This window comes from Methylobacterium sp. Leaf104, from assembly GCF_001422885.1.
GTDB lineage: Bacteria > Pseudomonadota > Alphaproteobacteria > Rhizobiales > Beijerinckiaceae > Methylobacterium.
Map to the genome: position 1 here is coordinate 311,589 of NZ_LMMZ01000023.1, position 26,678 is coordinate 338,266.

Annotated in this window: 22 protein-coding genes; 9 read left to right on the forward strand and 13 right to left on the reverse strand. The window is 68.3% G+C overall.

Going from position 1 to position 26,678, the window contains the following annotated elements; all coding sequences use genetic code 11:
• Nucleotides 1-25: 25 nt before the first annotated feature.
• The 5 genes from ASF49_RS13975 to ASF49_RS13995 form a co-directional block, all read right to left on the reverse strand.
• Complete coding sequence (locus ASF49_RS13975; protein ID WP_056473740.1) at nucleotides 26-556, reverse strand: gamma carbonic anhydrase family protein; 531 nt, start codon at nucleotides 554-556, stop codon at nucleotides 26-28.
• 30 nt (nucleotides 557-586) lie between these two features.
• Nucleotides 587-1,372, reverse strand: coding sequence for an enoyl-CoA hydratase (locus tag ASF49_RS13980; RefSeq protein WP_056473742.1), 786 nt, complete (start codon nucleotides 1,370-1,372; stop codon nucleotides 587-589).
• Entirely contained in the window at nucleotides 1,369-2,604 is a 1,236-nt protein-coding gene (locus ASF49_RS13985; protein WP_056473745.1) for a CaiB/BaiF CoA transferase family protein, read from the reverse strand. Before ASF49_RS13985 ends, ASF49_RS13980 begins: the two co-directional genes overlap by 4 nt.
• A 64-nt stretch (nucleotides 2,605-2,668) precedes the next feature.
• Nucleotides 2,669-3,925: an MFS transporter gene (locus ASF49_RS13990; protein WP_200930050.1), complete on the reverse strand. Its 1,257-nt coding sequence runs from the start codon at nucleotides 3,923-3,925 to the stop codon at nucleotides 2,669-2,671.
• A 278-nt stretch (nucleotides 3,926-4,203) separates the two neighbouring features.
• Nucleotides 4,204-5,379 (reverse strand): pyridoxal-phosphate-dependent aminotransferase family protein, encoded by a 1,176-nt coding sequence (locus ASF49_RS13995; RefSeq protein WP_056473748.1) that lies wholly within the window; start codon nucleotides 5,377-5,379, stop codon nucleotides 4,204-4,206.
• Nucleotides 5,380-5,643: 264 nt separating this feature from the next.
• Between ASF49_RS13995 and ASF49_RS14000 the strand changes: the two genes are divergently transcribed.
• The gene (locus tag ASF49_RS14000) at nucleotides 5,644-6,372 is read left to right on the forward strand and encodes a GntR family transcriptional regulator (RefSeq protein ID WP_056473751.1); all 729 of its coding nucleotides are present in this window, start codon (nucleotides 5,644-5,646) and stop codon (nucleotides 6,370-6,372) included.
• A 40-nt stretch (nucleotides 6,373-6,412) separates the two neighbouring features.
• Here ASF49_RS14000 and ASF49_RS14005 read toward each other — a convergent pair whose 3' ends face one another.
• Nucleotides 6,413-7,459 carry a threonine aldolase family protein gene (locus ASF49_RS14005; RefSeq protein ID WP_056473753.1) on the reverse strand — a complete coding sequence of 349 codons (1,047 nt, stop codon included), beginning with the start codon at nucleotides 7,457-7,459 and terminating at the stop codon, nucleotides 6,413-6,415.
• A 133-nt stretch (nucleotides 7,460-7,592) separates the two neighbouring features.
• Here ASF49_RS14005 and ASF49_RS14010 point away from each other — a divergent pair, with 133 nt between their 5' ends.
• Together ASF49_RS14010 and ASF49_RS14015 are read left to right on the forward strand one after the other, a co-directional pair.
• Complete coding sequence (locus ASF49_RS14010) at nucleotides 7,593-10,586, forward strand: FAD-binding and (Fe-S)-binding domain-containing protein (RefSeq protein ID WP_056473754.1); 2,994 nt, start codon at nucleotides 7,593-7,595, stop codon at nucleotides 10,584-10,586.
• 109 nt (nucleotides 10,587-10,695) lie between these two features.
• The gene (locus ASF49_RS14015) at nucleotides 10,696-11,526 is read left to right on the forward strand and encodes an oxidoreductase (protein ID WP_056473756.1); all 831 of its coding nucleotides are present in this window, start codon (nucleotides 10,696-10,698) and stop codon (nucleotides 11,524-11,526) included.
• Nucleotides 11,527-11,558: 32 nt separating this feature from the next.
• Here the strand turns inward: ASF49_RS14015 and ASF49_RS14020 are convergent, their stop codons facing one another.
• On the reverse strand, nucleotides 11,559-12,635 hold the full coding sequence (locus tag ASF49_RS14020) for a hypothetical protein (protein WP_243214443.1): 1,077 nt from the start codon (nucleotides 12,633-12,635) through the stop codon (nucleotides 11,559-11,561).
• 260 nt (nucleotides 12,636-12,895) lie between these two features.
• On the opposite strand from ASF49_RS14020, the gene ASF49_RS14025 reads away from it, so the two are divergent.
• Entirely contained in the window at nucleotides 12,896-13,183 is a 288-nt protein-coding gene (locus tag ASF49_RS14025; RefSeq protein ID WP_056473758.1) for a hypothetical protein, read from the forward strand.
• Nucleotides 13,184-13,210: 27 nt separating this feature from the next.
• Here ASF49_RS14025 and ASF49_RS14030 read toward each other — a convergent pair whose 3' ends face one another.
• From ASF49_RS14030 to ASF49_RS14045, 4 genes are all read right to left on the reverse strand, one after another.
• Nucleotides 13,211-13,930: a spermidine synthase gene (locus tag ASF49_RS14030; protein ID WP_056473761.1), complete on the reverse strand. Its 720-nt coding sequence runs from the start codon at nucleotides 13,928-13,930 to the stop codon at nucleotides 13,211-13,213.
• A gap of 354 nt (nucleotides 13,931-14,284) precedes the next feature.
• Entirely contained in the window at nucleotides 14,285-15,721 is a 1,437-nt protein-coding gene (locus ASF49_RS14035; RefSeq protein WP_200930051.1) for an MATE family efflux transporter, read from the reverse strand.
• Nucleotides 15,714-17,627 (reverse strand): monovalent cation:proton antiporter-2 (CPA2) family protein, encoded by a 1,914-nt coding sequence (locus tag ASF49_RS14040; RefSeq protein WP_056473766.1) that lies wholly within the window; start codon nucleotides 17,625-17,627, stop codon nucleotides 15,714-15,716. The genes ASF49_RS14035 and ASF49_RS14040 overlap by 8 nt, the downstream gene beginning before the upstream one ends.
• 189 nt (nucleotides 17,628-17,816) lie before the next feature.
• Entirely contained in the window at nucleotides 17,817-18,146 is a 330-nt protein-coding gene (locus ASF49_RS14045) for a DUF1127 domain-containing protein (protein WP_056473767.1), read from the reverse strand.
• Between the two features lie 119 nt (nucleotides 18,147-18,265).
• Here ASF49_RS14045 and ASF49_RS14050 point away from each other — a divergent pair, with 119 nt between their 5' ends.
• The 3 genes from ASF49_RS14050 to thrB all read left to right on the forward strand — a co-directional run bounded on the left by ASF49_RS14050 (nucleotide 18,266) and on the right by thrB (nucleotide 21,899).
• A complete protein-coding gene (locus ASF49_RS14050) occupies nucleotides 18,266-19,690 on the forward strand; it encodes an aminotransferase-like domain-containing protein (RefSeq protein WP_056473770.1) in 1,425 nt (474 codons plus the stop codon).
• A 136-nt stretch (nucleotides 19,691-19,826) separates the two neighbouring features.
• A complete protein-coding gene (gene ispH / locus ASF49_RS14055; protein WP_156653009.1) occupies nucleotides 19,827-20,828 on the forward strand; it encodes a 4-hydroxy-3-methylbut-2-enyl diphosphate reductase in 1,002 nt (333 codons plus the stop codon).
• A 90-nt stretch (nucleotides 20,829-20,918) separates the two neighbouring features.
• Nucleotides 20,919-21,899 carry a homoserine kinase gene (gene thrB / locus ASF49_RS14060; RefSeq protein WP_056473773.1) on the forward strand — a complete coding sequence of 327 codons (981 nt, stop codon included), beginning with the start codon at nucleotides 20,919-20,921 and terminating at the stop codon, nucleotides 21,897-21,899.
• A 102-nt stretch (nucleotides 21,900-22,001) separates the two neighbouring features.
• Here the strand turns inward: thrB and ASF49_RS14065 are convergent, their stop codons facing one another.
• Nucleotides 22,002-22,484 carry a peroxiredoxin gene (locus ASF49_RS14065; protein WP_056473774.1) on the reverse strand — a complete coding sequence of 161 codons (483 nt, stop codon included), beginning with the start codon at nucleotides 22,482-22,484 and terminating at the stop codon, nucleotides 22,002-22,004.
• Between the two features lie 216 nt (nucleotides 22,485-22,700).
• On the opposite strand from ASF49_RS14065, the gene ASF49_RS14070 reads away from it, so the two are divergent.
• On the forward strand, nucleotides 22,701-23,309 hold the full coding sequence (locus tag ASF49_RS14070; RefSeq protein WP_056473776.1) for a YqgE/AlgH family protein: 609 nt from the start codon (nucleotides 22,701-22,703) through the stop codon (nucleotides 23,307-23,309).
• 10 nt (nucleotides 23,310-23,319) lie between these two features.
• Here ASF49_RS14070 and ASF49_RS14075 read toward each other — a convergent pair whose 3' ends face one another.
• Nucleotides 23,320-24,291: a hypothetical protein gene (locus ASF49_RS14075; RefSeq protein WP_056473778.1), complete on the reverse strand. Its 972-nt coding sequence runs from the start codon at nucleotides 24,289-24,291 to the stop codon at nucleotides 23,320-23,322.
• 440 nt (nucleotides 24,292-24,731) lie between these two features.
• On the opposite strand from ASF49_RS14075, the gene dnaK reads away from it, so the two are divergent.
• Nucleotides 24,732-26,645, forward strand: a complete 1,914-nt coding sequence (gene dnaK, locus ASF49_RS14080; RefSeq protein WP_056473781.1) for a molecular chaperone DnaK — start codon at nucleotides 24,732-24,734, stop codon at nucleotides 26,643-26,645.
• Nucleotides 26,646-26,678: the final 33 nt, after the last annotated feature.

A 26,678-nucleotide genomic window follows, 5' to 3' on the forward strand; every position in this document is an offset into this window, starting at 1 on the left:
CACCGCGCGGGGACCGGTGAAGGGTTCAGTCGAGTCCGTGCAGGTCCTGCCGGAAGCGGCGGCCATTGGCGACGTAGTTCCCGGCGGTCTGCGCGAGCCGCGCGGCGGCCTCGGCGTCGAGGGCGCGCACGGCCTTGGCGGGGGCGCCGACGATGAGGCTGTTGTCGGGAAACACCTTGCCCTCCGTGACTAGGGCATTGGCGCCGACGAGGCAGTTGCGCCCGATCCGGGCGCCGTTGAGGATGGTGGCGCCCATGCCAACCAGGGTTCTGGCCCCGATGGTGCAGCCATGCACGATGGCGCGGTGGCCGACCGTGACGTCCTCGCCGAGGTCCAGGGGAAAGCCGGGATCGGCGTGGAGCACGGCCCCGTCCTGGATGTTGGTGCGCGCGCCGATCCGGATCGTGTCGTTGTCCCCGCGGATGACCGCCCCGAACCAGACCGAGACGTCGAGACCGAGATGGACCTGCCCGATCACGTGCGCCCCGGGCGCGATCCAGAGGCGGGCGGCGTCGGCGATCTGCGGCCGGTGGGGGCCGAGGGCGAAGAGGGTCATGCGGAATCCATGGTGCTTCGGGGGGCCGGATCAGGACCCGGTCCAGGCGGCGGGGCGCTTGGCCAGGAAGGCCGCGACGCCCTCGGCGAAATCGCCGTTGCCATAGCATTCCGCGATCAGGTCGGTCGCCTCGGCACCGGGATCGCGCTCCAGCCGACGCAGCATCTCCCGCGTCACCCGCATGGTCACGGGGGCGTGGCCGAGGAGCCGATCGCAGATCGCCGTCACCGCGGCGTCGAGCTCGCCCGGTTCCGCCACGGCGGCGAGGTAACCGAGCGGCGCCAGGGTCTCGGCGGCGGGCATCTCGGCCAGCAGCATCATGCGGGTGACGAGGCCCTGACCCAGGGTCGCGGTCAGGCGCCGCAGGTTGGCCGGCGAGAGGCAGTTGCCCAGGGTGCGGGCGATCGGCACGCCGAACCGCGCGCCGACCTGCGCCACCCGGATGTCGCAGGCATTGGCGATGGCGAGGCCTCCGCCCACCGCGAAGCCCTCGATCACCGCGACGGTCGGCACGCGGCAGCGCTCCAGCCCGGCGACGTAGCCCTCGATGCGGGCCTCGTAGGCGACGCCGTCCGCGCCCGTGAAGCCGACGAACTGCTCGATGTCGGTGCCGGCCACGAAGGCCTTGCCGCCGGCGCCCCGCAGGACGGCGACGCGCACGGAGGGGTCGGCCTCGATCCGCGCGAGGCTCTCCGCCAGCGCGTCGTACATCGCGAAGGTGAGGGCGTTGCGGGCGGCCGGGCGGTCGAAGGTGAGGTGCGCGACGCCGCACTCGACCCGGTAGCGGACGGCGCCCGCGTCGGGACTCTCGCTCATGCGGCGAAGGCCCCCGCCGCGCGCAGGCGCTCGACCGCCTCGTCGGACAGGCCGAGCTCGGCCAGGATCTCGTCGGCATGCTCGCCCAGCAGCGGCGCGTGGCGGCGCACCTGGGCGGGTGTGCCCGAGAGCTTCACCGGGAAGCCGATGTTGGGCACGCTGCCCTCGATGGGATGGGGCACCGCGATGCGCATCTCGCGGTGCTGGCCATGCGCACTCTCGAAGGCCTCCGGGTAGGTGTTCATGCGCCCGGCCGGGATGCCGGCGGCCAGCAGGTCGGCGACCCAGTCCTCGGCGTTCCGGGCGGCAAAGCTTCTCTCCAGCTCGGCGATCAGAGCCTCGCGGTGGGCGAGCCGTCCGGCGATGTCCTGGAAGCGGTCGTCGGCGAGCAGGTCCTCGCGGCCGAGCACGTCGCAGAGCAGGCGCCAGAGCTTCTGGTTCGTCGCCCCCATGACGAAGTAGCCGTCCGCCGCCCGCACGGCCTGGTAGGGCGCGCTCATGCGGTTGGCGGTGCCGAGGGGCTCCGGAACCCGGCCGGTGCCCCAGTACTCGGACACGTCCCAGATCGAGAAGGCCAGCGCGGAATCGAACAGCGAGGCGTCGATGTACTGGCCCTCGCCGCCGGCCTGCCGGCCGATATAGGCGCTGAGGATGCCGTAGACCGCGAACAGGGCGCACCCGATATCGGCCACCGGCACGCCGGCCTTCACCGGCGGCCCGCCGGGATGGCCGGTGACGCTCATCACGCCGGACATGGCCTGGGCCATCAGGTCGTAGCCGGGGCGCTTGGCCCAGGGGCCGGTCTGCCCGAAGCCCGAGATGCTGGCGTAGATCAGGCCGCGGTTGCGCGCCCGCATGGCCTCGTAGCCGAGGCCGAGCCGGGCCATGACGCCGGGCCGGTAGTTCTCGACCACGATGTCGGCCCCCTCCGCTATGTCGAGGAGGAGGTCGCGCCCGGCCGGGCTCTTCAGGTTGAGGGCGAGGCTGCGCTTGTTCCGGTTCATGTTGAGGAAGCCCATGCTGTCGGGTCCCTTCATCTTGAACCCCATGGCGCCCCGGGTCTGGTCGCCGGTGCCGGGCGGCTCGATCTTGATCACGTCCGCCCCGAGATCGGCGAGCAGCATGCTGCAGACCGGCCCCGCCATCACCTGCGTGACGTCGAGGACGCGCAGGCCGGAGAGGGGCAGGGGGCGGGACCCGGGGCGGGGGGTGTCGTGCACGGCTTCGTCCATCGTGCTCAGATCCTGTGTGTTGCGCGACGCGGCCCTCCTCCCCCTCGCGGGGCGGGGAGGCCCGCTACTCCGCCGGGACGGCCCGCGCCAGCGGGGCCGCGGGCGCCTCCACGAAGGGGCGCTCGGGATGCATGGTGAAGGCGAGGCCGGCGCCCAGCAGGCAGAGGAAGATCGAGCCGACGAAGGGCAGGGTCCAGCTCCCCGTCATGTCGACGATCATCCCGAAGACGATCGGCGAGATGATCGCCGCCACCGCCGAGCCGGTGTTCATCAGGCCGGCCGCGGTGCCCGAATAGGTCGGCGCGATGTCCATCGGCACCGACCAGATCGGGCCGATGACGAGCTCGGCGAAGAAGAAGCCCGAGCTCAGGAGCAGCGCCACCAGGGTCAGGTCCTTGGTGAAGAACACCCCCGTCAGGCTCGCCGCCGCCCCGAGGAAGCCGACCACGATGACGCTGAGCCGGGCGAGCTTGAGATCGCCGGTCCGCTTGAGGATGCGGTCGCTGAAGACGCCGCCCAGGGTGTCGCCGACGACGCCGGCGAAGAACACGCCGGAGGCGAACAGGGCCGAGTTCTTCAGGTCGAGGCCGTAATTGAGCTTGAAGAAGCTCGGCAGCCAGCCGAGGAACAGCCACAGGGTCCAGCCGTAGCAGAAGTAGGTCAGGGTGACGGGCAGGATCCGCATCGTCAGGCGGCTCCAGGGAATGGTCTGCTTGGCGCCGACCTTGCGCGGTTCGGGCAGCACCGCGAGTTCCTCCGGGGTGATCGCCGGATGGTCCTTGGGATCGTCGCGGAAATACAGGTACCAGACCACGACCCAGGCGAAGCTCGCGACACCCAGGACGACGAAGCCGAGGCGCCAGCCCACATGGTAGATCAGCACCGCGACGATCGGGGGCGCCACCGCGTTGCCGAGCCGCGCGAAGGCATGGGTGATGCCCTGCGCGAAGCCGCGCTTGCCCGGCGCCGTCCAGTTCTGCATGGCGCGGGTGGCGGTCGGGAAGGTCGCGCCCTCGCCGAAGCCGAGCAGCACGCGGGCGAGGAACAGGCTGACCAGCCCGCCGACGAGGCCGGTCAGGATCGTGGCCGAGGCCCAGATCAGGCCGCAGACCAGCAGCGTGCGCCGGGCGCCGAACTTGTCGCCCACCGAGCCGCCGATGACCTGGAAGATGGCGTAGGGATAGGCGAAGGCGGACAGGATCAGGCCGAACTGGGTGTTCGACATGCCGAGATCCTTCATGATCTCGCCGCCTGCCGTGGCGATGTTCACCCGGTCGAGATAGGTGACGAAGTACATCAGGCAGAGCAGGAACAGGACCATGTTCGACGCGGAGACGCGTCTCTTGGCGGGTTTTGACGCGGAAACGCGTCCACTGGCTGGCGTCATCGGGGTTTCCTCCGGTTGAACGCATCCCCCCGCCCGATCTGATCGCCGGGCTTTCTGCGAAGGGCACGCGGGTGGTGTGATCGGCGCGGCTCTCCTCCCCGTTGCGGGGAGGGGTCGGAGGTGGGGGTGGTTGGGTGACCCTCAGGGGGCGAAGGCTGGCGGCGCCACCCCCACCCCTGACCCCTCCCGCGAGGGGGAGGGGAACCTGTCTCTCAATCGTCGAGGCCGGAACGGAGGGCATCCATCGCCGCCAGCACGCCGCCGCGCGTATGGGGCACGCCGCCGGCCTTGAGACCCATCTCGACGCCGGACAGGGCGGCCATCAGCGTGAGATCGTTGGTCTCGCCGAGATGGCCGATGCGGAAGACCTTGCCGGCGACCTTGGCGAGGCCGGTTCCGAGGGAGAGGTCGTACTTTTCGAGGATCAAGTTGCGCAGGGCGTCGGCGTCGTGGCCCTCGGGCATCACCACCGCGGTCAGCACCGGCGAATACTCGGACGGCTCCCGGCACAGCACTTCGAGGCCCCAGGCCTCGACGGCGGCGCGGGTGGCGGCGGCGAGGCGCTGGTGGCGGGCGAAGACCTGGGGCAGGCCCTCTTCCAGCAGCATGGCGACGGCCTCGCGCAGGCCGTAGAGCAGGTTGGTGGCCGGGGTGTAGGGGAAGTAGCCGGCCGCATTCGGCTTCAGCATGTCCTGCCAGTCCCAGTAGGAGCGCGGCAGGGTCGCGGTCTTGGTGGCGGCGAGCGCCTTGTCGGAGAGGGCGACGAGGCCGAGGCCCGGAGGCAGCATCAGGCCCTTCTGCGAGCAGCTCACCGAGACGTCGACGCCCCAGGCGTCGTGGGCGTACTCGGCCGAGCCGAGGCCCGAGATGGTGTCGACCAGGAACAGGGCCGGGTGGTTGGCCCGGTCGATGGCCTTGCGGATCTCCGCGATGCGGCTCGTGGCGCCGGTGGAGGTCTCGTTGTGGACCACCATCACGGCCTTGATCGACTTCGCGCGGTCCTCGGCCAGGATCGCCTCGACCTTGGCCGGGTCGACGCCCCGGCGCCAGTCGCCCGGCACGAACTCGACCTCGATGCCCCAGCGGGCCGCCATCTGGCGCCACAGGGTGGCGAAGTGCCCGGTCTCGAACATCAGCACCCGGTCGCCGGCCGAGAGCGTGTTGACGATGGCGGCCTCCCAGGCCCCCGTCCCCGAACCCGGATAGAGGATCACCGGGGCGCGGGTCTGGAACACGGCCTGCGCGCCTTCCAGCACCGCCCGCCCCAGCTTGGCGAAGTCGGGACCGCGATGGTCGATCACCGGCATGTCCATGGCCCGCAGGACGCGCTCGGGCACCGGGCTCGGGCCCGGAATGTGCAGGAAGTGGCGTCCGGTCCGTGTCGTCATCGGGGGCCTCGCAGGCTTTCAGGGGCGCCAGAGGAAGCTGGCGGATCGCGGCTGGCAGATCGCGGCCGGCAAATTGCGGTCGCTAGGTCGCGGGACGGGAGCAGCGCCGGGGCGTATGATCGCGAGCGGCACCGTATTGTCGTCGATACGATCCGCATCCGATTTGGTCGACCAAAAATTTGCATTCATTTCTGCGTGACACAAGCATTATTTTGCGCTCGATCGCCCTCGACCCCGGCGCCGCCGGCTGATAATTCTGGAACGATGATGCTCGATTCCGCCCCAGATTCCGCGGTCGACCCGGAGGCTCCGTCCCTGCCCCGGATCGCGGGAACGGTCGCGGCTTCCCTGCACGGGACCCTGCTGGCGCAGCTGCGCGACTACGTCGTCGAGGGCAACCTCGCCCCCGGTGCCCGGGTGCCGGAACGCCTCCTCTGCGAGCGCTTCGGAATTTCCCGCACGCCCCTGCGCGAAGCCCTCAAGGTGCTGGCCTCCGAGGGGCTGATCGACCTGCTCCCGAACCGGGGCGCCCGGGTCCGCCAGCTCGGACCCGAGGAGATGGTGGCGCTGTTCGACGTGATGGGCGGGCTCGAGGCCCTGGCCGGGCGGCTCGCCTGCGAGAAGATCACCGAAGCGGCCTTTTCCGAGATCGAACGCCTGCACCACGCGATGTACGCCGCCTACCTGCGGCGCGACCTGCACGGCTACTTCACCGGCAACCAGGCGATCCACGACCGGATCGTCGAGGCCGCCGACAACGAGCCCTTGGCGACGACCTACGCCAATTTCGCGGGCCGCCTGCGCCGGGTGCGCTACGCCGCCAACCTCGACGAGGACCGCGACCGCTGGGGCGAGGCCATGCGCGAGCACGAGGAGATCCTCGACGCCCTGCGCCGGCGCGCCGGCCCGGAGCTCAGCGACATCCTGTTCCGCCACCTGCGCAACAAGCGCCGCGCCGCGGCGGTGCGGGAGTCCGCGGCGGCCGAAGCCTGATGGCGGCGCCGGAAATCGCCTCCGGAGGCCGCCGGACCGATCAGCCGGCGCTCGCCGACAGGCGCTCGGCCTCGGCGCGGATCACCGCGGCCGCCCGGAGCACCTCGGCCTCGTCCACCTCGAGATGGGTCGTGGCGCGGATCTGATGTGCGCCGATCGCCCGGACCCGGATGTCGTGCGCGAGGCAGGCCTTCGCGAAGGCGGCGGCCGTCACCCCCAGGGGCTCCACCGAGAAGCACAGGATGTTGGACTGGGCCGCGCCGGCCTCGATGGCGAGGCCGGGCGCGCCCGCGATCCGATCGCGCAGCAGCGCCGCGTGGGTGTTGTCGCGGGCGAGCTGATCGAGGTGGTGATCGAGGGCGTAGAGGCCCGCCGCCGCCAGGATGCCGGACTGGCGCATGGCCCCGCCGAGCCGGTACTTCCAGCGCCAGGCTTCGGTGATGAAATCCTGCTTCCCGCACAGGACGGCGCCGACCGGGCAGCCGAGGCCCTTGCTGAGATCGATCCAGGCGCTGTCGAAGCCCTGGGCATAGTCCTTCGCGGCGATGCCGGTGGCCGCCACCGCGTTGAGGAGCCGGGCCCCGTCGATATGCGCCCGCAGACCCTTCCCGTGGGCGATGTCGCGGATGCGCCGCATGTCCGGAAGCGCCCAGACCGAACCGCCCGAGAAGCTCGTCGTCTGCTCGATCGACACCAGGGCCGAGCGCGGCGCCGTCCGGGCCGGCGGCCGGATCGCGGCCTCGAAGGCCTCCGGCGTGTAGACCCCCGCTCGCGTCTTCAGGGCCGCCACGGAGATGCCGCCGATGGCGGCCGAGCCGGCGGCCTCGGTGTTGTAGATGTGGGACTGGTCGTCGACGATGATCTCGTCGCCGGGCCGGGTCTGGACCAGGATCGCCACCAGGTTGCACATCGTGCCGGAGGGCATGAAGACGCCCGCCTCCTGGCCGAGCAGGTCCGCCACCCGCGCGCAGAGCGCGAGGGTCGTCGGGTCGGAATCCGACTGCTCGTCACCCACCTCGGCCCGCGCCATGGCGTCCCGCATCCCCGCCGTGGGCCGCGTCTGGGTGTCGCTGAACAGGTCGATCATCTTGCAAGCCCGTTTGCATTCAAAATATCACCGGTATCTTAGCTTCGGTGGCCCCGGCCGCCACCCCATCCGGCGCGCCGCACACCGGCATTCCGACCCGGATGGCCCATTCGCCACGCGAGGACGATGACCCATGACCGCCACGGCTGAGCCATCGACCACGCCCCGCGCGTCCGCCCGCCAGAACGCCGGACTCGCCCGCAGGCTGGCCGAGGCGCTGCAGGGCGAGGCCCGCTTCGATCCCTTCACCCGCGGACGCTACGCCACCGACGCCTCGATCTACCAGATCATGCCGGCCGGAATCGTCCTGCCCCGCTCCGCGGCGGACATCGCCGCGACGCTGAAGATCGCGGCCGAGCACGACGTGCCGGTCATCATGCGCGGCGGCGGCACCTCGCAGAACGGCCAGCCGATCGGGCACGGCCTCGTGGTCGACTGCTCGCGCCACTTCAACGGCATCATCGCCTACGATCCCGAGCGGGGCACCATCACGGTCGAGCCCGGCATGGTGCTGGAGCGCCTGAACACCCGGGTGAAGGCGGATGGCTGGTTCTTTCCCGTCGAGCCCTCCACCGCCACCCGCTGCACCATCGGCGGCATGGCCGGCAACAATTCCTGCGGCGCCCGCTCGCTCCGCTTCGGCAAGATGAGCGACAACGTCCTGGCGGTGGACGCGCTGTTTCCCGACGGCACACCCTTCGGCTTCGGGCTGACCGGCAACGACGTCAGCGGCGTGACGGGTCCGGCCCGGGCCGGGCACCTCGCCGCGGCGATGCGGGCGCTGGCCGAGTCGGAGCGCGACGAGATCCTGGCGCGCTACCCCCGGGTCCAGCGGCGGGTCGGCGGCTACAACCTCGATGCGCTCATCGAGCCCCGGCCGAACCTCGCCCATCTCCTCGTCGGCTCCGAGGGGACGCTGGCGGCCACCACCGGCGTCACCCTGAAGCTGTCGCGGCTGCCCGCCCACCGGGTCATGGGCGTCTGCCACTTCCCGTCCTTCCGCTCCGCCATGGAGACCACGAAGGCGCTGGTCGACCTCGACCCGGTGGCGGTGGAACTCGTCGACAACAACGTCCTGGTGCTCGGCGCCGACATCCCGCTGTTCCGCACGACGCTCGCCGACATCACCCGCGGCACGCCGAACTGCCTGCTGCTGGTGGAATTCGCCGGCGACGACCGCGACGCATTGCTGGCCGATCTCGGGCGCCTCGACGCCTGCATGAGCGACCACGGCTTCCGGAACGCCGTGGTGGAGGTGCCCGAGCCCGTCCGCCAGAAATCGGTCTGGGAGGTGCGCGAGGCCTGCCTCAACATCATGATGTCGATGAAGGGCGACGCCAAGCCGGTCTCCTTCATCGAGGATTGCGCGGTGCCCCTGGAGCATCTCGCCGACTACACCGACACCGTCACCGAGGTCTTCACCCGACACGGCACCCGCGGCACCTGGTACGCCCACGCCTCGGTCGGCTGCCTGCACGTGCGCCCGATCCTCGACATGAAGCAGGGCGGCGACGTCGCCAAGATGCGGGCCATCGCCGAGGAGGCCAGCGCCGCCGTGCGCCGCTTCAAGGGCTCCTATTCGGGCGAGCACGGCGACGGCATCTCGCGCTCGGAATACATCGCGCCGATGTTCGGCGCCCGGCTCACGCGCGCCTTCGAGGCGGTGAAGGACGGGTTCGACCCGGGCAACCGCCTGAACCCCGGCAAGATCGTCCGGCCCCTGCGCATGGACGACCGCGCGCTGATGCGCTTCCCGCCGGGCTACGCGGTGACGGCGCCCGCTGCGCCCGCCCTCGACTGGTCGGACTGGGGCGGATTCGGCCCGGCCGTCGAGATGTGCAACAGCAACGGCACCTGCCGGAAGCTCGCCGGCGGCGCCATGTGCCCCTCCTACCGCGTGACCAGGGAGGAGCAGCACCTCACCCGCGGCCGGGCCAATTCCCTGCGGCTGGCGATCTCGGGCCAGCTCGGGCCGGACGCCTTCACCGGCCCCGAGATGAAGCGGACCCTAGATCTCTGCGTCTCGTGCAAGGCCTGCCGGCGCGAATGCCCCACCGGCGTCGACATGGCCAAGATGAAGATCGAGTTCCTGCACCATTACCACGCCCGTCACGGCCTGCCCCTGAAGGAGCGCCTGGTGGCGGCGCTCCCGCTCTACGCGAGCACGGCGGCGCGGCTGGCGCCCCTCCTCAACCTGCGCGACCGCCTGCCGGCCCTGGCCCGGCTGTCCGAGCGCTGGGTCGGTCTCTCGGCCCGGCGGACCCTGCCGCAATGGCGCCGGCCCTGGCACGAATCCGGGGAGCCCGCGCATCCCGCCGACGTCTCCGGCGACTTCCGCGACGTCGTCCTGTTCGGCGACACCTTCAACCGGGCCTTCGAGCGCGAGAACCTGGAGGCCGCCGAGCGGGTGCTGGTCGCGGCCGGCTACCGCCTGCACCGGGTCTTCCCGCATCGCGGCCGCCGCCCGCTCTGCTGCGGGCGGACCTACCTCGCCTCCGGCCAGACCGACCGGGCCCGGGCCGAGGCCCGGCGGACGCTGACCGCGCTGCTGCCCTTCATCCGCGCCGGCGCCCGGGTCGTGGGCCTCGAGCCGTCCTGCCTCCTCACCTTCCGCGACGAGTTCGCCTCGCTCCTCCCGGGCGCCGAGGCCGCCGAGCTCGGGCGCGCGAGCTTCCTGTTCGAGGAGTTGCTCGCCGCCGACCTCAAGGCGGGCCGCATCGACCTGCCGCTCGCCGACCAGGGCGGCCGGGTCGCCCATCTCCACGGCCATTGCCACCAGAAGGCCTTCGCCGCCATGGGGGCCGTGGAGACGGTCCTGCGCGCGGTGCCCGGTCTCGACGTCCGCCCGATCGAGTCGAGCTGCTGCGGCATGGCCGGCGCCTTCGGCTACGGCGCCGAAACCATCGACGTGTCCCTGGCCATGGCCGAGCTGTCGCTGTTCCCGGCCCTGCGGCAGGCCGGCCCCGACGATCTCGTCGTGGCCGACGGCACGAGCTGCCGCCACCAGATCCACGACGGCCTCGGTCTGACCGCACGTCACGTCGCGCGCGTTCTCGACGAAGCCCTCGTGACGTCGACACGTCCTTCGCCCGCGTTGCGAAACGGAAAGCCCTTTTTGCCGCTGTGATACCAACGATGCGCGTGTGCCACGGCACCCGCATCGGCTTGCTGTTTTAAATTATTTACGTCATCTAAAAGGGGAGGGGCCGGCGGATCGGACCCGTCGGGAGAGCGTCATGAGCCAAGCCATTCGCAACCACGTCATTCGGAAGACCGCCATCGTCACCGGAGCCTCGTCCGGCATCGGTCTCGCCAGCGTGCGGGCCCTGCACAAGGCCGGCTATCGCGTGTTCGGGACGAGCCGGCGCAGCAGCACGGTCCTGGGCGATGCCGGCACCCTCCTGACCTGCGACATCACCGATGAGGCGTCGGTCGCCGGCATGGTGAAGACGGTCCTCGACGAGACCGGCCGGATCGACCTTCTCGTCAACAATGCCGGCTTCGGCATCAGCGGCGGCGCCGAGGAATCCTCGATCGCCCAGGCACAGGACCTCTTCGACGTGAACCTGTTCGGCGTGATCCGGGCCATCCGTGCGGTGCTTCCGACGATGCGCGCGCAGAAGAGCGGCCGCATCGTCAACATCAGTTCCGTGCTAGGCCTGATCCCGGCCCCCTACATGGCGCTCTACGCCGCCAGCAAGCACGCGGTGGAAGGCTATTCGGAATCCCTCGACCATGAAATCCGCAGTTATGGCATCCGCGTCGTCCTGATCGAACCGGCCTATACGCGCACGGCCTTCGACCAGAACCTGCTCGCTCCCGATGCTCAGCTGAGCCTCTACGCCGAGGCCCGGTCCGGTGCCGACCGGACGATGCGGGAGTCCATGGCGACGGCCGACGCGCCGGAGGTCGTGGCCGATACCGTACTCGCCGCGGCCGAGGCCTCCGTCCCGCGCCGCCGCTACACGGCCGGCAAGGTCGCGCGGCAGATCAGCCTGCTTCGGCGCTTCGTCCCCGCCCACCTCTTCGACAAGAGCCTCAGGAAGCAGATGAAGCTGCCGAACTGAAGCGCCTCCGGTGACGGTCCTGCCGGCATCGCTCAGAACTCCATGCCGAACTTGACCCGGACATTGTGCCGCTCGAATTGGTTCAGTCCGAGGGCACGACCGGCCAGGGTCGGGTCGGCATCGCGACCCCAGACCTGTCCGGCATACGCCACCGTCAGCCAGATCTTCTCGGTGAAGCGATGGTGCAGGGCGGGGCCGACGAACAGCGCCTCGCTCTCCAATTCGTTGAGGAAGGTGCCGTTGTAGCCGCGCAGGTAACGAACTTCCGGCCCGAGATAGGTGTTTTCTCCGACGCGAGCGACCAGGGCGTTGGACCAGAGAAAGGTCGATGAGCGGTAACCGGGTGCACCCGGGCCGCGCTGACGACCGGCCGCCGGCTCGAAGCTGATATTGCTGCCATACCAGAGCTTATTCGGCACGAGTTGGAGATCGAGCTGGAGCACGGTCTCCATGTCGAAGATGTCGGCTCCATGTCCCTCGATGGGCAGGACGCGGGAGAAGCGCGGCCGAAGTTCGAGGGCGAGCCCGAGCGGCTGATCCTTGTCGCCCTTCAGGAACTGGTACTTCACCTCCATGGAGACCCCATCGAACGTCCCGTAGGACTTGTCGTCGAGATCGATGATGTTGCGGACCTGACGAAACGTCCCGAACGCGCCGAACTCGATGCTCAGGCGGTCGATCGGGTCGAACTGATAGCCAAGCTTGGTGTCGAGGACGCGATATCGCCCCCCGCCGGGTCCGGACGGCCGCTTACCCAACCGTGAGACCGTATCGACGACGACTTCCTGCTCTCCCTTCTCTCCTGCGTCCGAGCCTTCGGTGAAGCCGAAGAGATGCTCTGTGTCGACGTCCTTGGACTGCCCGCCGTCGCCACCGCTTCCCTTTGCGTCCTTCGAGGCCTCGCCCGCCTTGGAGCCTTGGCCGCCGGTCTGATCCTTCCGTGCCGGAGCACCCTGGCGTGCCGTGCGGGATCGCCTCTCCGTCGACGCTTGCGCCGTAGCTTTGGCAGCGGCTGGAGCGTCGGTCTCAGTGGCACCGACCGTCTGTGAAGACAGTGCCACGACGACACTGACGATGCATAGGATCGGACGCACGCAACCGGAAGTCATCTCGCGAAATCCTGTCCCGGCCCCCGCTGCGATGACTGGTGGACCCTGTTCTTCACCTTAGACACGCCCTCGCTTATCCTGCCTGCTGCGAATGAGACACAGATCGAGAAATTGGCGATGGCCGTGGATTAAGAACACAGCTTCCTGCTCGAGCGGGCTCCGGCAGAGGTCGGACCAAGAATTTCTCGGATCCTCCCAGGCCGGTCGGAACGCGAAGAGTGCGGGACGGTTTCCTCGACGCATCAGCCGGGAGATTGAACATGCGGATCATTGCGACAGCGTCGGCCCTCGCGCTCCTCACCTTCGGCAGTGTCGGTGCGGCCGAGGCCAAGGGCTGCATCAAGGGCGCGATCATCGGCGGGATCGCCGGGCACTACCTCGCCGAACGCGGTGTGGTCGGCGCGGTCGCGGGATGCCTCGGCGGTCGCTACCTCGCGAATCGTCAGGCGAAGCGGCAGCGGGACATCGACTACGGCTCTCGGGTCGAGCCACGCGGTGCGGGGTACGGGCAGGTCCAGGGTCCGGCGCGCCGCAACTACAGCTACTGACGCGCCCCCCCAGGGCGGCAGACGGCATCAGGCCCTGTTTTCGGGCGACGCGAACCGTAGCGGTGCGGCGGGGCGCGTCGCCATCCAGAGAACGTGGCGGGGGCCGTCCGTGCCGCCATTGGCGTGGATGCGGAACTCGTCGACCGCGAAGCCGTGCAGGCGCAGCCGCGCCTTGAAGCGTCGGTCCGGCTTGCCGGACCAGACGGCGAGGATGCCGCCGCTCCGCAGAGCGTAATGGGCGCGCCTCAAGCCCCAGGCATCGTAGAGGCGGTCGTTCTCCCGCCGGGTCATGCCCGAAGGACCATTGTCCACATCGAGCAGGATCGCGTCGAACAGCTCGGGTCCCGACTGGATCACGCGATTGACATCCGTCTCGGTGATCTCGACCCGTGGATCGTCGAGGCTGTCGCCGAAGAGATGGGCGAGGGGGCCACGCGCCCAGGCCACCACGGCCGGGATCAGTTCGGCGACGACGACCTTCGCATCTGGGCCGAGGGCGCCGAGGGCGGCCCGAAGCGTGAAGCCCATGCCCAAGCCACCGATCAGGATGCGGGGCGCCGAACGACCGGTGAGGCGTTCGCAGGCGATGGTCGCCAACGCCTGCTCCGAGCGGCGGTCCAGATTGGTCATCAGCTCCGCCGTCCCGACCTGAATCGAGTAGGCGTCGCCCTGCCGCAGAAGGTTCAGGCGGGTGGAACTGCCCGGAATGGCGCTGGTGTCACAGAGGACCCAGGGTGTTGAGGACATCGACGCTGGGCTCCCTCCACGACTCCGTACGGCCGTGGCTGCCACCGCGTCATCCGAAACACCGCACAGGTCAACCGGACGGGGAATGTATCCGATGGCTGGAGGGGTTTTCTCCCGTTGCATGAAGCCCGTCGATGCGAGGGCTGCGCGATGCGCTCGCACCCCTGATGTCAGGCGCCAGTCGGGGATGGTTGGATCCGAGGCGGCCGACCGATTGCCCACCATTTCCACGATTCCGATGTACGCGACAACGCCGCCTCGTCCCTTTCGACGTCGTCCTCGATACCGGCGAAGGGACGGCTTCGGCACGGTCCTGAGGCGTTGTTCGCGGAGAAGTCTGACGAGTGGCGGCGTTCAGACCAGCGCTCCCGATTGCGCCGGTGCGGCAGCCCGCGCTGCATCCGTGCCGGGATTGGGCGGCTCCGCGGCGTCGAGTTGGCGGGCTGCGGTACCGGCGCGCCGCTCTAGGGTGACCACCGTGCGGAAGGCGAGGGTGATACCGACGAGGCCGAAGAGGACGGAACCGAAGCCAACCCCGGCAATGACACCCTTCGGACCGTAGAAATGCGCGCCGATCAGGGCCGGCGGCACGGTGCCGAGGGTGGCGCGCCCCCAGTTCAGGGCAGTGGAGTAGAACGGGAATCCGAGGTTGTTGAACGAGGCGTTGGCCAGGAACAGGAGCCCGGTGAAGAACCAGACGCCTCCGCTGACCATACAGAAGAACCCGAACAGGTCCGCCGCGACGCCTTCGAGGGCGAAGAGACGGGTCAGGGGACCGGCTCCCAGGATCAGCGCAACCCAGACGACCAGCACGTAGGCGGCGGTCACCAGGGTGCCGTCGCGCAAGACGCCGCGCATCCGGTCGAAGCGGGCCGCCCCCCAGTTCTGGCCGAGGATCGGGCCGATCGAGCCCGACATGGCGAAGAGGCCACCGAAGGCCACGGGAGTGAGGCGGTCGACCACGACGTTGCCGGCCACCGCCACAGCGCCGAACTGCGCCAGCGCATGAGCGATGAACGCACTTGCCACCGATGGGGCGAGGTTCGTCAGCACCGCCGGCAGGGCGATCCGCATGACGATGGGCGCGTCGGCGATGACGCCGGTGAGGTTCGGGCGAGCGAGCATGCGATGCTGTCGCACGCCCCATAGGCCGATGACCGCGAAGGTGGCCCGGGCAAGGCAGGTGGTAATGGCTGCCCCATCGACGCCCAGACCGGCGCCGAAGATCAGTAGCGGATCGAGACCGGCGGTGACGATAGCGCCGCCGAGGGTAACGTACATGGCCTGACGGGCGGCCCCGACCGCGCGCAGCAGGCCGGAGAACATCATCCCCGGTCCCATCAGCAGGTTGGAGGGCAGGGTGATCCAGAGGAAGCGGGTCGCCACCGGCAGGGTCTCGGCATCGGCGCCGATCCAACCGAGGAAGGTGGGTAGGAACGGGAGCATCGCCAAGACGAGGAGACCGGAGACGACGATGCCCTGGATGGTTCCCGAGGTAGCGAGGCGCCGGGCTCCCTCCGCGTCACCGGCCCCGATCGCCCGCGAGACCAGCGCCCCGGCCGCGATCATCAGGCCGATATTGATAGCGATGGCAAAGAATTGGACGATGGTGGCAAAGCCCACGGCCGCTGTCAGCGTTGGATTGCCGAGCTTGGAGACGTAGAGCAGGGACAGAAAGTCGACGACGAAGATTGCCATCAGCCCGACCGAGCCGGTGGCGCTCATCGTCACCACGTGACGCAGGATGGAGCCCTCGACGAACCGCGCCGAACCGGATGTCGCCTCAGGCATCCGTGCGGGCATCTTGGTGCTCGTCGTTCTGCGCGTCCTGGGGCTCCAGAGTCCGGGTGGCCGCCTCTCTCCGCTGGGATCCGATGATGTCGCGGGTCTCGGCGTTGAGTGCGCGCGAGGGCCTCTTCGGCTCGGTCAACGGCTCCGGCTTGATCTCGTTGAGGCCGCGCGCCCAGGTCATCGCGTCCGGAAGCGCCCCCGCCTGCTGCAGCACGAGCCGGGCGACGTCGCGCTTCCGTACGTCCTCGGCGGTCGCGGCGGCCGCCTCGGCGCCGAGGCCGAGGCCTTCCAGGGTGGCACGCCCGAAGGCGAGGGCGGATTCCACCGTCTCGCGCAGCTGGAAGTCGACGTCCCGATTCATGAGTTCGACAGCGTGCATCCGATCATAGGCCCGCACATAGCTGCGCACGCTCGCGAATTCCTCATGCACGATATCGACGATCTTGAGCGCGGCCTCGGAGTCGTCGACACAGACGCAGACGAGTTCGGCTCGCCCAATTCCGGCGGCACGCAGCACGTCGAGGCGGGTGCCGTCACCGTAATAGATACGAAACCCGAAGCGCGCGGCGCTGCGGATCTGCTCGACGTCCTTGTCGATCACCGTGACGCTGATGCCCTCGGCGAGAAGCACTTGCGTGAGGATCTGGCCGAAGCGACCGAAGCCGATGACCAGGACGCGGGCCTCCGTGCTCTCGATGGCTTCCGGCATCGCTTCGGGGCCTTCGGGGCGCCTGGCGAGCACGGCATCGAGAGCCTTCGCCGCCACCGGACCGACCAGCATGGTCAGCGCCGCGAGCGCCACCGCAAAGCGGGTGCTGGCCGGGTCGACGAGGCCGAGCTCTCCCCCTGCCGGCAGCAGCACGAAGGCGAATTCGCCGGCCGGCGCCAGGATGGCACCGCCCCGCACAGCGTCGAGCCAGGGTGAGCCGAACAGGCGAAACAGGCCGGCCACGAGGGCGACCTTCAGCAGGATCGCGCCCGCCGTCGCCCCGACCAGGGTGGGCCATTCGGCCTTGAGCAGGCCGCCGTCGATCGACATGCCCACGCTCATGAAGAAGAGGCCGAGCAACATGCCGCGGAACGGCTCGATATCGGCTTCGAGCTGGTGGCGGAAGTTGGATTCGGCCAGCAGTACGCCGGCCAGGAACGCCCCCATCGCCATCGACAGGCCGACATGCTCCATCAGCATCGCAGTGCCGAGCACCACGAGGAGAGCGGCTGCCGTCATGACCTCGCGGGCGCCGCTGGCCGCCAGCAGACCGAAGAAGGGGTTGAGTCCGTAGCGCCCGACCAGCACCACGGCCAGGATCGCCGCGCCCACGGTACCGGTGGATTGCAGGGCCGAGAGGAGCCAGCCGTCGCCACCGCCCGTGCCGGACGAGGCGGCCAGGGGCATCAGCGCCAGGATGGCGACGACGGAAATGTCCTGGAACAGCAGCACCGCGAAGGCCCGCCCGCCATAGGGCGTTCCCATGTCACCGCGCTCCTCCAGCAACTGAAGGGCGACGGCGGTGGCCGAGAGCGCCAGCGCGATGCCGATGACGAGGCTCGCCGAGGGCTTGGCGCCCATGAGGATACCGACCCCTGCCAGGGCCGCCGAGCAGACGATCAGCTGGGCGGTGCCGAGACCGAAAATGTCCCTTCTCATCGAGACGAGCCGGGAAATCTGCAATTCGAGACCGACGATGAAGAGCAGCAGTACGACACCGAGTTCGGCGACACTCGCGGCTGTTTCGGGCTCCGCGATCAGCGAGAAGCCGAAGGGCCCGATCACCACACCGGCCACGAGATAGCCGAGAACGGCACTCTGACCGATGAGGCGGAAGATCGGCACGCCGATCACCGCCGCCGACAGGAACGTCAGCACGGGGGGAAGGAAGCTGACGTGGGTCGCGGCGCTTGCCATGAAAATCCGAGGTTGGATGGGAATCCAAGGCGGCGAAGGCCGGATCCGTTCGGAGCGATCCAAGCGTGCCAGCGGCCCCGTCTTAACCAGTGGGAGACCAGCCGTCACGTCCGGGGAGACGGGGCAGGCTCCCGCAAACACCCCGGTAAGCCTTCCGCAGTGCGAATCAGCACCCGCTCAGAGTCCGTCTCAGGCGCGTCGCGGCGGCCACTGACCGCGCGGGACCCGACGGCCTGCCCGGCGCTCGTTTCGGCGACCCACTAGGAAGCTCGACGCATCGCCTTCCAGGAGCAAGAGTTCAGAATCGAGGACGTCCTGACGGACGAGACCGATGTCCCGGAGTTCGCGGTCCGACATCACCGACAATTGCCGCACGACCCGGCGATTGATCGCGGCGCGCGACATCCCGGCGGCGGCCGCCGCCGCCACACCCAACAGCCATGCCTTGACCGACGTCAGGGTGGCCGAGGTCCTGCCTTGGGTGACGGATGCAATGGGCCGAGTGGTGAAGCCGTCCATGATGCGCGTCCTTTCCTGATGCGCGTGTCGATGTCGGAACCATGCGGGCAGGCTTCTGGTCGAGACAGGGACAATCCAGTACGATATGATCAAATTGTCCGGTACCAGGAACAGGACAGATGAAGGCCTCATCCCTGTCAGCGTCCACTTTGGTCAAGACTGTCGCGGCAGCGATCACGGAGCGGATCGCGAGCCGCCAGCTGATGCCGGGCGCTCGCCTGCCCTCGGTCCGCGCCTTCGCGGCGGCGATGGGCGTGTCGAAATCGACGGTGGTTGACGCCTACGATCGATTGGGTGCGGAGGGTGCCATCGTGGCGCGACGAGGCTCGGGTTTCTACGTGTCGGGCAAGACGCGTCCGCTCTGCCTCAAAACGGTGGGTCCGCAACTCGATCGGGCAGTGGACCCGCTCTGGATCACGCGCCAGTCCATGCAGGCCGGCCCCGACCTGGTGATGCCTGGCTCCGGCTGGCTGCCGCCCTCCTGGATGCCCGATGACGCGATCCGGCGCGGACTGCGCCAGCTCGCACGCGGCTCGGAGACAAACCTCGTCTCGCACGACCAACCCCTCGGCTTCCCGCCGCTGCGCGCGCAGATCGCCCGTCGGTTGGCGGAGAGGGGGGTCGAGGCCGGGGCCGATCAGGTCGTCCTGATCGACTCCGCGACGCAGGCCCTCGACCTACTCTGTCGGTTCCTTCTCGAACCGGGCGACACCGTGCTGGTGGATGACCCCTGTTACTTCAACTACCACGGCCTGCTTCGCGCACAGCGCGCGCGTATCGTCGGCGTTCCGATGACGCCGAACGGCCCGGACCTCAATGCTCTCGCGACTTTGCTGGCCGAGCACCGGCCGCGCTTCTACGTCATCAACTCCGCGCTCCAAAACCCGACGGGATCAACACTGGCACCGGCGATCGCGCACCGCATCCTGAAGCTGGCCGAAGTGCATGACACCCTCATCATTGAGGACGACATCTTCGGCGATTTTGAAGGTGAACCGTCCCCGCGGCTCGCGGGCTTTGACGGGCTGGAGCGCGTGATTCAGATCGGCAGCTTCTCGAAGACGCTCTCGGCGGCCGTCCGCTGCGGGTACATCGCGCTGCGCGAGGATTGGATGGAGCCCCTCATCGACCTCAAGCTCGCCATGAGCCTGGGCAACAGCCACCTGTCGGCGAGCCTCATGCACGGCCTTCTCACCGACGGGACCTACCGTCGGCACCTCTCGGAAGTGCGAGAGAAACTGGGGCGGGCGATGGCGCCGGCCCTGCGGCGGCTGGAGGGATGCGGACTGAGTGCCTGGCTGGAGCCGTCCGGTGGATTCTTCCTCTGGATGCGTTTGCCCGTCGGCGCAGATTCGGCGGACGTCGCCCGACACGCCCTCGCGCGCGGGCTCGTTCTCGCCCCGGGGGGCGCCTTCAGCCCATCATCGCTCGGCAACAATTACCTGCGCTTCAACGTGGCCCAGTGTGCCGACCCGCGCATGATCCCGATGCTGGAGGCTTCCCTCGACGAATGCGCGGCGGCAACGTCCACCCAAGCGGCCTGAAGCCGATTTCCATGGGACCTTCCGGGTCCTGCGTGCCACGCGGACCCGCTTTCATGGGACCTTGGGTGCCCGCGCAGGAGTTTTCCGCTATGACAGGTTGACAGGGGCTCCCCCGCCTCGCCACATCCCGGCTATCATGAGCGACGCGAATCTGACGACTTCCCCCGCCCCCAGCGATGCGGTCAAGCCGCCCCTGGAGATCCTGCTCTGCGCACCGCGCGGGTTCTGTGCCGGTGTCGTGCGGGCAATCGATGTCGTCGAGCGGGCACTCGCCATCTACGGACCCCCGGTCTACGTTCGCCATGAGATCGTCCACAACAAGTACGTGGTCGAGAGCCTGAAGCGGAAGGGCGCCGTGTTCGTGCGCGAGCTCGACGAGGTTCCGGACGGCTCCGCTCCGGTGATCTTCTCGGCCCACGGCGTCGCCAAGACTGTGCCGCACAATGCGGATTCCCGCGGCCTCACCACCATCGACGCCACCTGCCCCCTGGTGACCAAAGTCCACCGCGAAGCGGAGATCCACCACAAGCGCGGTCGCCACGTGCTGCTGGTCGGCCATTCCGGGCACCCCGAGGTGGTCGGCACCATGGGTCAGTTGCCCAAGGGCTCGATCACCCTGGTCGAGGATCTGGAACAGATCGCTGCCCTGGAGCCGGAGAACCGCGACAACCTTGCCTGGGTGACGCAGACGACCTTGTCGGTTGACGACACGCACCACATCGTCGAGGCGCTGAAGAAGAAGTTCCCGACCATCACTGGTCCGCACAAGGACGACATCTGCTACGCCACCACCAACCGCCAGGAGGCGGTGAAGCAGGTGGCGCCGCTCGTCGATGCGGTCATCGTGGTAGGCTCCTCGAATTCCTCGAACTCGCAGCGCCTGCGCGAAGTCGCCGAGCGCGTCGGCTGTCCGATCACCCGTCTGGTGCTCCGCGCCGAGGAAATCGACTGGCCCGCCTTCGAAGGCATCCGCAAGCTCGGCCTCACGGCTGGCGCGTCCGCTCCGGAAGTGCTGGTGGAAGAAATCATTGATGCCTTCGCGGCTCGCTACACCGTGACGGTGGACACGGTCTCGACGGTCGTCGAGGACATGTCCTTCCCACTGCCGCGCGAACTGCGCAGCGAGGCCGCCGAATAGGCTTGAGGCCGTCAGGAACACCAATCATCAGCAGGGGCGCCGTTCGGCGCCCCTGTCCATTTCGTCCCCGAAAATTCAAGCGAACGTGACGTGGCTGTCTACACCGAGGTCTCCGACGCGGCGCTGACCGCCTTCCTGTCCGCCTACGACATCGGCACGCTGCTCTCCTACAAAGGCATCGCCGAAGGTGTTGAGAACACCAACTTTTACCTCCACACCACGGGTGGCTCGTTCATCCTCACGCTCTACGAGAAGCGGGTCCGGGCCGACGACCTGCCGTTCTTCCTCAACCTGATGGAGCACCTCGCCGCGCGGGGACTCGCCTGTCCGCAGCCAATCCGTGACCGCGCGGGCGTGGCGCTCGGAGAGCTCTGCGGGCGGCCCGCGGTCATCGTCACCTTCCTCGACGGCGTCTCGGTGAAGCGGCCCGGCCTGGATCATTGCCGCGCACTCGGCCGCGCCCTTGCCGGCCTGCACGCTGCAGGCGCAGATTTCGGCATGCAACGGGCCAACAACCTGTCTGTGGACGCCTGGGAACCACTATTCCGCCTCGCGGAACCCCAGGCGGACACCGTATCACTTGGACTCACCGACCGGGTCCTCGCCGATCTCGCCGTCCTCCAGGCTTCCTGGCCGACCGGCCTGCCATCCGGCGTGATCCACGCCGACCTCTTCACCGACAACGTGTTCTTCATCGGCGATGAGTTGTCGGGGCTGATCGACTTCTATTTCGCCTGTACCGACGCGTTCGCGTACGACTTGGCGATCTGTCTCAATGCTTGGTGCTTCGAGGCCGACGGCACGTTCCACCGCGACATGGGGGCGGCCCTGATCGCCGGCTACGAGGCAGTGCGCCCTCTCGTTCCGGCGGAGGTCGCGGCACTGCCGATCCTGTGCCGGGGAGCGGCCCTCCGCTTCATGCTGACCCGACTCGTCGACTGGCTTAACGTGCCGGCCGGCGCCTTGGTCCAGCCGAAGGACCCGCTGGAATACGACCGCCGGCTGACATTCCATCGCAGCGTGATCGATGCTCGAGACTACGGCCGGGCCGTCTCGGACCGGCGTTCCTGACTGTCTCCGCGGATCGATCGGCGATCCCTTCCGGCCCGCCTTCCGGCATCTCGGATGGTGTGGCCGGATGCCGACGGATGTGCGGCATCGGCCGGCGAATGGTCAGATGACCTTGAGGAGCGCCTCAGCGCCGGAAAGCTCCGTCTTGGCCGGAGAGTCTTCCACGTTGAGAATGCGCACGACACCGTCCTCGACGAGCATGGCATAGCGCTTCGAACGGGTGCCGAGGCCGAAGCCGGCGCCGTCCATATCGAGGCCGACGGCCTTGGCGAATTCGGCATTGCCGTCGGCAAGAAACTCGAGCGCCTCGGCGCCGCTCGCCTTCTGCCACGCATCCAGCACGAACACGTCATTGACCGAAGTGATCGCGATGGCGTCGACGCCCCGCGCCTTGATCTCGGCCTGCTTCTCGACGAAGCCGGGCAGGTGATTGCGATGACAGCTCGGCGTGAACGCACCGGGCACGCCGACGAGAACGACGCGGCGGCCCTTGAACAGGTCGTCGGTGGTCTTGGCTTCCGGACCGTCCGCCCCACTCACGCGAAACGTGACCTGGGGGAGGTGGTCGCCAACCTGAATGGTCATCCGTCGTCTCCTTGAGATCGTCGAGGCATCCGCACAAGCGGCGTCTCGGTCCTTGTCACATCGTTGCGCGCGGCCGGCACGACGTTCCGACACACGGAAAACCGTCTAGCTCGCGGGGGTTAGCCTGTCGAGGTTCGATCGCCGCAAAGCAATGGATATCGATCCGATGCCGTGCCATGCCCTGGACAATGCGGCCTGCCCGCGTAGCATGGGTTGATGCAGCGTTCACAGGCCCGTGCGGGTGACCCCGCCTATCTCGACGGTCAGTTCCTCGTGGCGATGCCGGGCATGACGGATTCGCGCTTCGCCCGGTCGGTGATCTATCTGTGCGCGCACTCGGCCGATGGGGCGATGGGGATCATCCTTAACAAAGCCGTCTCCGACCTGAACATGCCCGATCTGCTGATTCAGCTCGACATCGCGAGCGAGACGGACGCGATCCGGCTGCGCGAGCGCGTAGGTCATATGCCGGTGCTGATGGGCGGTCCTGTGGACGCGAAGCGCGGCTTCGTGCTCCACACCGACGACTTCCACATCGATCAGTCGACGCTGATCATCGACGATGGGATCTGCCTCACGGCGACGGTGGACATCCTCCGGGCGATCGCGGCGGGAGACGGACCGGCCAGCGCGGTCCTGGCCCTCGGCTATGCCGGCTGGCAGGCGGGACAGCTGGAGAACGAGATCCTGGCCAACGGCTGGCTGGTCTGCCCCGCCGACCCCGACATGATCTTCCACACCGCCCTCGACGCCAAGTACGATCGCACGCTGCGCAACAACGGCATCGACCTGGCGATGCTCTCGGTCAGCGCCGGCCACGGCTGAGCATTCCTGGCTATTGATCGGCGAAGGGCGTGCTACCCGAATCAGGGTTCATGCCTTCGACCGGCGGCTTGCGTCGCGGGCGCGGCGGGGCCGCCGAGGCGCTCGGTGCCGCGGTGCTGGTGTTGACACCGAGGCGGGTAGCGAGAGCGAGGGCCCGCGCCTCGGTGAAGCGCAGGTTGCAAAACCCGTGCGCGCCCTCGCGGGCATAGGTTCGGCACATCTGCTCGCGATCTGAGGAGAAGGCCGCCTGCTCGGTCACGACGGGGCGGAGCTCGGGACCGCGCAGGCGCTGGCTCATCAGCTTGTAGTTCTCGCGCACTGCACGGTCGGCGCCCCCCCGTGAGGCCTCAAACTCGCCGGCCCGTGTGATGAGTGTCGCGGCGGCTGGTCCCCAGAGGCCGGTCGGTGTCGTCGCGCAATCGGCCGCCGCGAAGGTGCAAACGGAACCGGAGAGCGACTGCACCAGAACGGCCCCCTCGAGCACATCGAGTCTCAGGGGACACTCGCCCCCCGAAACCTCGAACCGGCCTACGCCCTCGGGTCGCCCTTCCGACGAGAGAGTCAGCGGCGAGCCGGCGTTCAGCGGCACCTTGCAGGTCTCCACCGGCTGCGAGATCTTGTTACCCGGCAGCACGATGCGCGCCGTGGCTCCAGTGCCCGCGCGCTCCAGCTTCAGGCTGCCGTTGAGCCCGTTGAGCAGCAATTCCTGCCCCATCACGTTGTCCTCGGACGGAGCCTTCAGAACGACGGGCTGTCGTGGAACCGGTGGCGCCCTGGGCGCCTCGACGGTGGACGGCGGGACGGAGTCAGTCGGCGCACTCGGCACCGGCGCGGGCGGAGCGCTGGGAACCCCACGCGGTGGCACGGGCGGCCTGGCCGCCCGCCCGATCCCGAACAATTCCTCGAAAAACGATTGCGCACAGGCCGGGTGCGGGACTGATGCCAGCACTGGCAGGAGAAGGAGTACGCGGGTCAGACGCATCGAGACTTTCGGGCCCATTTCCGTGGAGGCGGCGGGATGCGCAGCCAAGCACGTTCACACACGACTTACCATGTGCGAACCAACCTGCCACGGCGGCGATGGTGGTTATCATCGATCAGGGTTCGGTGAGCGATGCCAGCTCCATGGGCACGCGAACGGCCTTTAGGACATTCGAATGTCGCCCGAAGCCCAGGCCGATGAAGGGGATAACGCAGATCGAACGGTTCCGATGCACGTCGTCGCGGTGCGTCGCCTTGCGGCGTCGCGACACCCTTCTTATATCGGCCGAGACGCGGGATTAAGACCCGGCTCTGCACCGTTCCGGGGTGCGAACCGGTGCCCAAACCCGTTCTCACACAATCAGTTTTGCACAGCCATGGGCCGAGCTGCTTCGGGGCTCGGCGGTCTGCTTGACCAAACGACAACAGAGGGATCCCACCATGGGTAAGGTAATCGGTATCGACCTCGGCACCACCAATTCCTGCGTGGCCGTCATGGAAGGCACGCAGCCCAAGGTCGTCGAGAATTCGGAAGGCGCGCGCACCACGCCGTCCATCGTCGCGTTCACCGACGAAGGCGAGCGTCTCGTCGGCCAGCCGGCCAAGCGTCAGGCAGTCACGAACCCCGAGCGCACCTTCTTCGCGATCAAGCGTCTCGTCGGTCGCACCTACGACGATCCGATGACGCAGAAGGACAAGGGTCTCGTCCCCTACAAGATCGTCCGTGGCGACAACGGCGACGCCTGGGTCGAGGCTGATGGTAAGAAATATTCCCCCTCCCAGATTTCCGCCTTCACTCTCCAGAAGATGAAGGAGACGGCCGAGGCGCATCTCGGCCAGCCCGTGACGCAGGCGGTCATCACGGTACCCGCCTACTTCAATGACGCTCAGCGCCAGGCCACCAAGGATGCTGGCAAGATCGCCGGCCTGGAGGTGCTGCGCATCATCAACGAGCCGACTGCGGCCGCGCTCGCCTATGGTCTCGACAAGAAGAAGGCCGGCACCATCGCGGTCTACGACCTCGGCGGCGGCACCTTCGACGTCTCGATCCTCGAGATCGGTGACGGCGTGTTCGAGGTGAAGTCCACCAATGGCGACACCTTCCTCGGCGGCGAGGACTTCGACAACCGCGTGGTCGAGTACCTGACGAGCGAGTTCAAGCGCGAGCAGGGTATCGACCTGACGAAGGACAAGCTTGCCCTTCAGCGTCTCAAGGAGGCCGCTGAGAAGGCCAAGATCGAGCTGTCCTCGGCGACGCAGACCGAGATCAACCTGCCCTACATCACAGCCGATGCAACAGGCCCGAAGCATCTCGCGCTCAAGCTCAGCCGTGCCAAGTTCGAATCCCTGGTTGACGATCTGGTTCAGCGCACGATCGAGCCGTGCCGCAAGGCACTCAAGGACGCCGGCGTCTCGGCTTCCGAGATCGATGAGGTGGTTCTGGTCGGCGGCATGATCCGCATGCCGAAGATCCAGGAAGTCGTGAAGTCCTTCTTCGGCAAGGAGCCCCACAAGGGCGTCAACCCGGATGAGGTCGTTGCCATCGGCGCAGCGGTCCAGGCCGGCGTGCTCCAGGGCGACGTCAAGGACGTACTGCTCCTCGACGTGACCCCGCTCTCCCTCGGCATCGAGACGCTCGGCGGCGTGTTCACCCGCCTGATCGATCGCAACACCACGATTCCGACGAAAAAGTCCCAGACCTTCTCGACGGCGGAAGACAACCAGAACGCGGTCACCATCCGGGTCTTCCAGGGTGAGCGCGAAATGGCGGCCGACAACAAGCTGCTCGGCCAATTCGACCTGATGGGCATTCCGCCGGCCCCGCGCGGCATGCCGCAGATCGAGGTGACCTTCGACATCGACGCCAACGGCATCGTGAACGTGACGGCCAAGGACAAGGCGACCAACAAGGAGCACCAGATCCGCATCCAGGCCTCCGGCGGTCTTTCGGACGCCGACATCGAGCGGATGGTCAAGGACGCCGAGGCGAATGCCGAGGCGGACAAGAAGCGCCGCGAGCTCGTCGAGGTGAAGAACCAGGGCGAAAGCTTGATCCACGCCACCGAGAAGTCGGTCAAGGAGTACGGTGACAAGGTCTCGTCCGACGACAAGGGCGCCATCGAGACCGCGATCACGGCACTCCGCACGGCCCTTGACGGAGACGACGTGGAGGTCATCAAGGCACGCACCACTGACGTGATGCAGGCCTCGATGAAGCTCGGAGAGGCGATGTACGCCGCCAATCAGGCCGGTGAGGCGGGTGCCGAAGCTGGTACTGGCGAGGCGAAGAAGGACGATGTCATCGACGCCGACTTCCAGGAAGTCGATGACAAGGACCAGAAGAAGCGGGCATAACGCCTGCATCTGAGGACGGGGCCGGAGCGATCC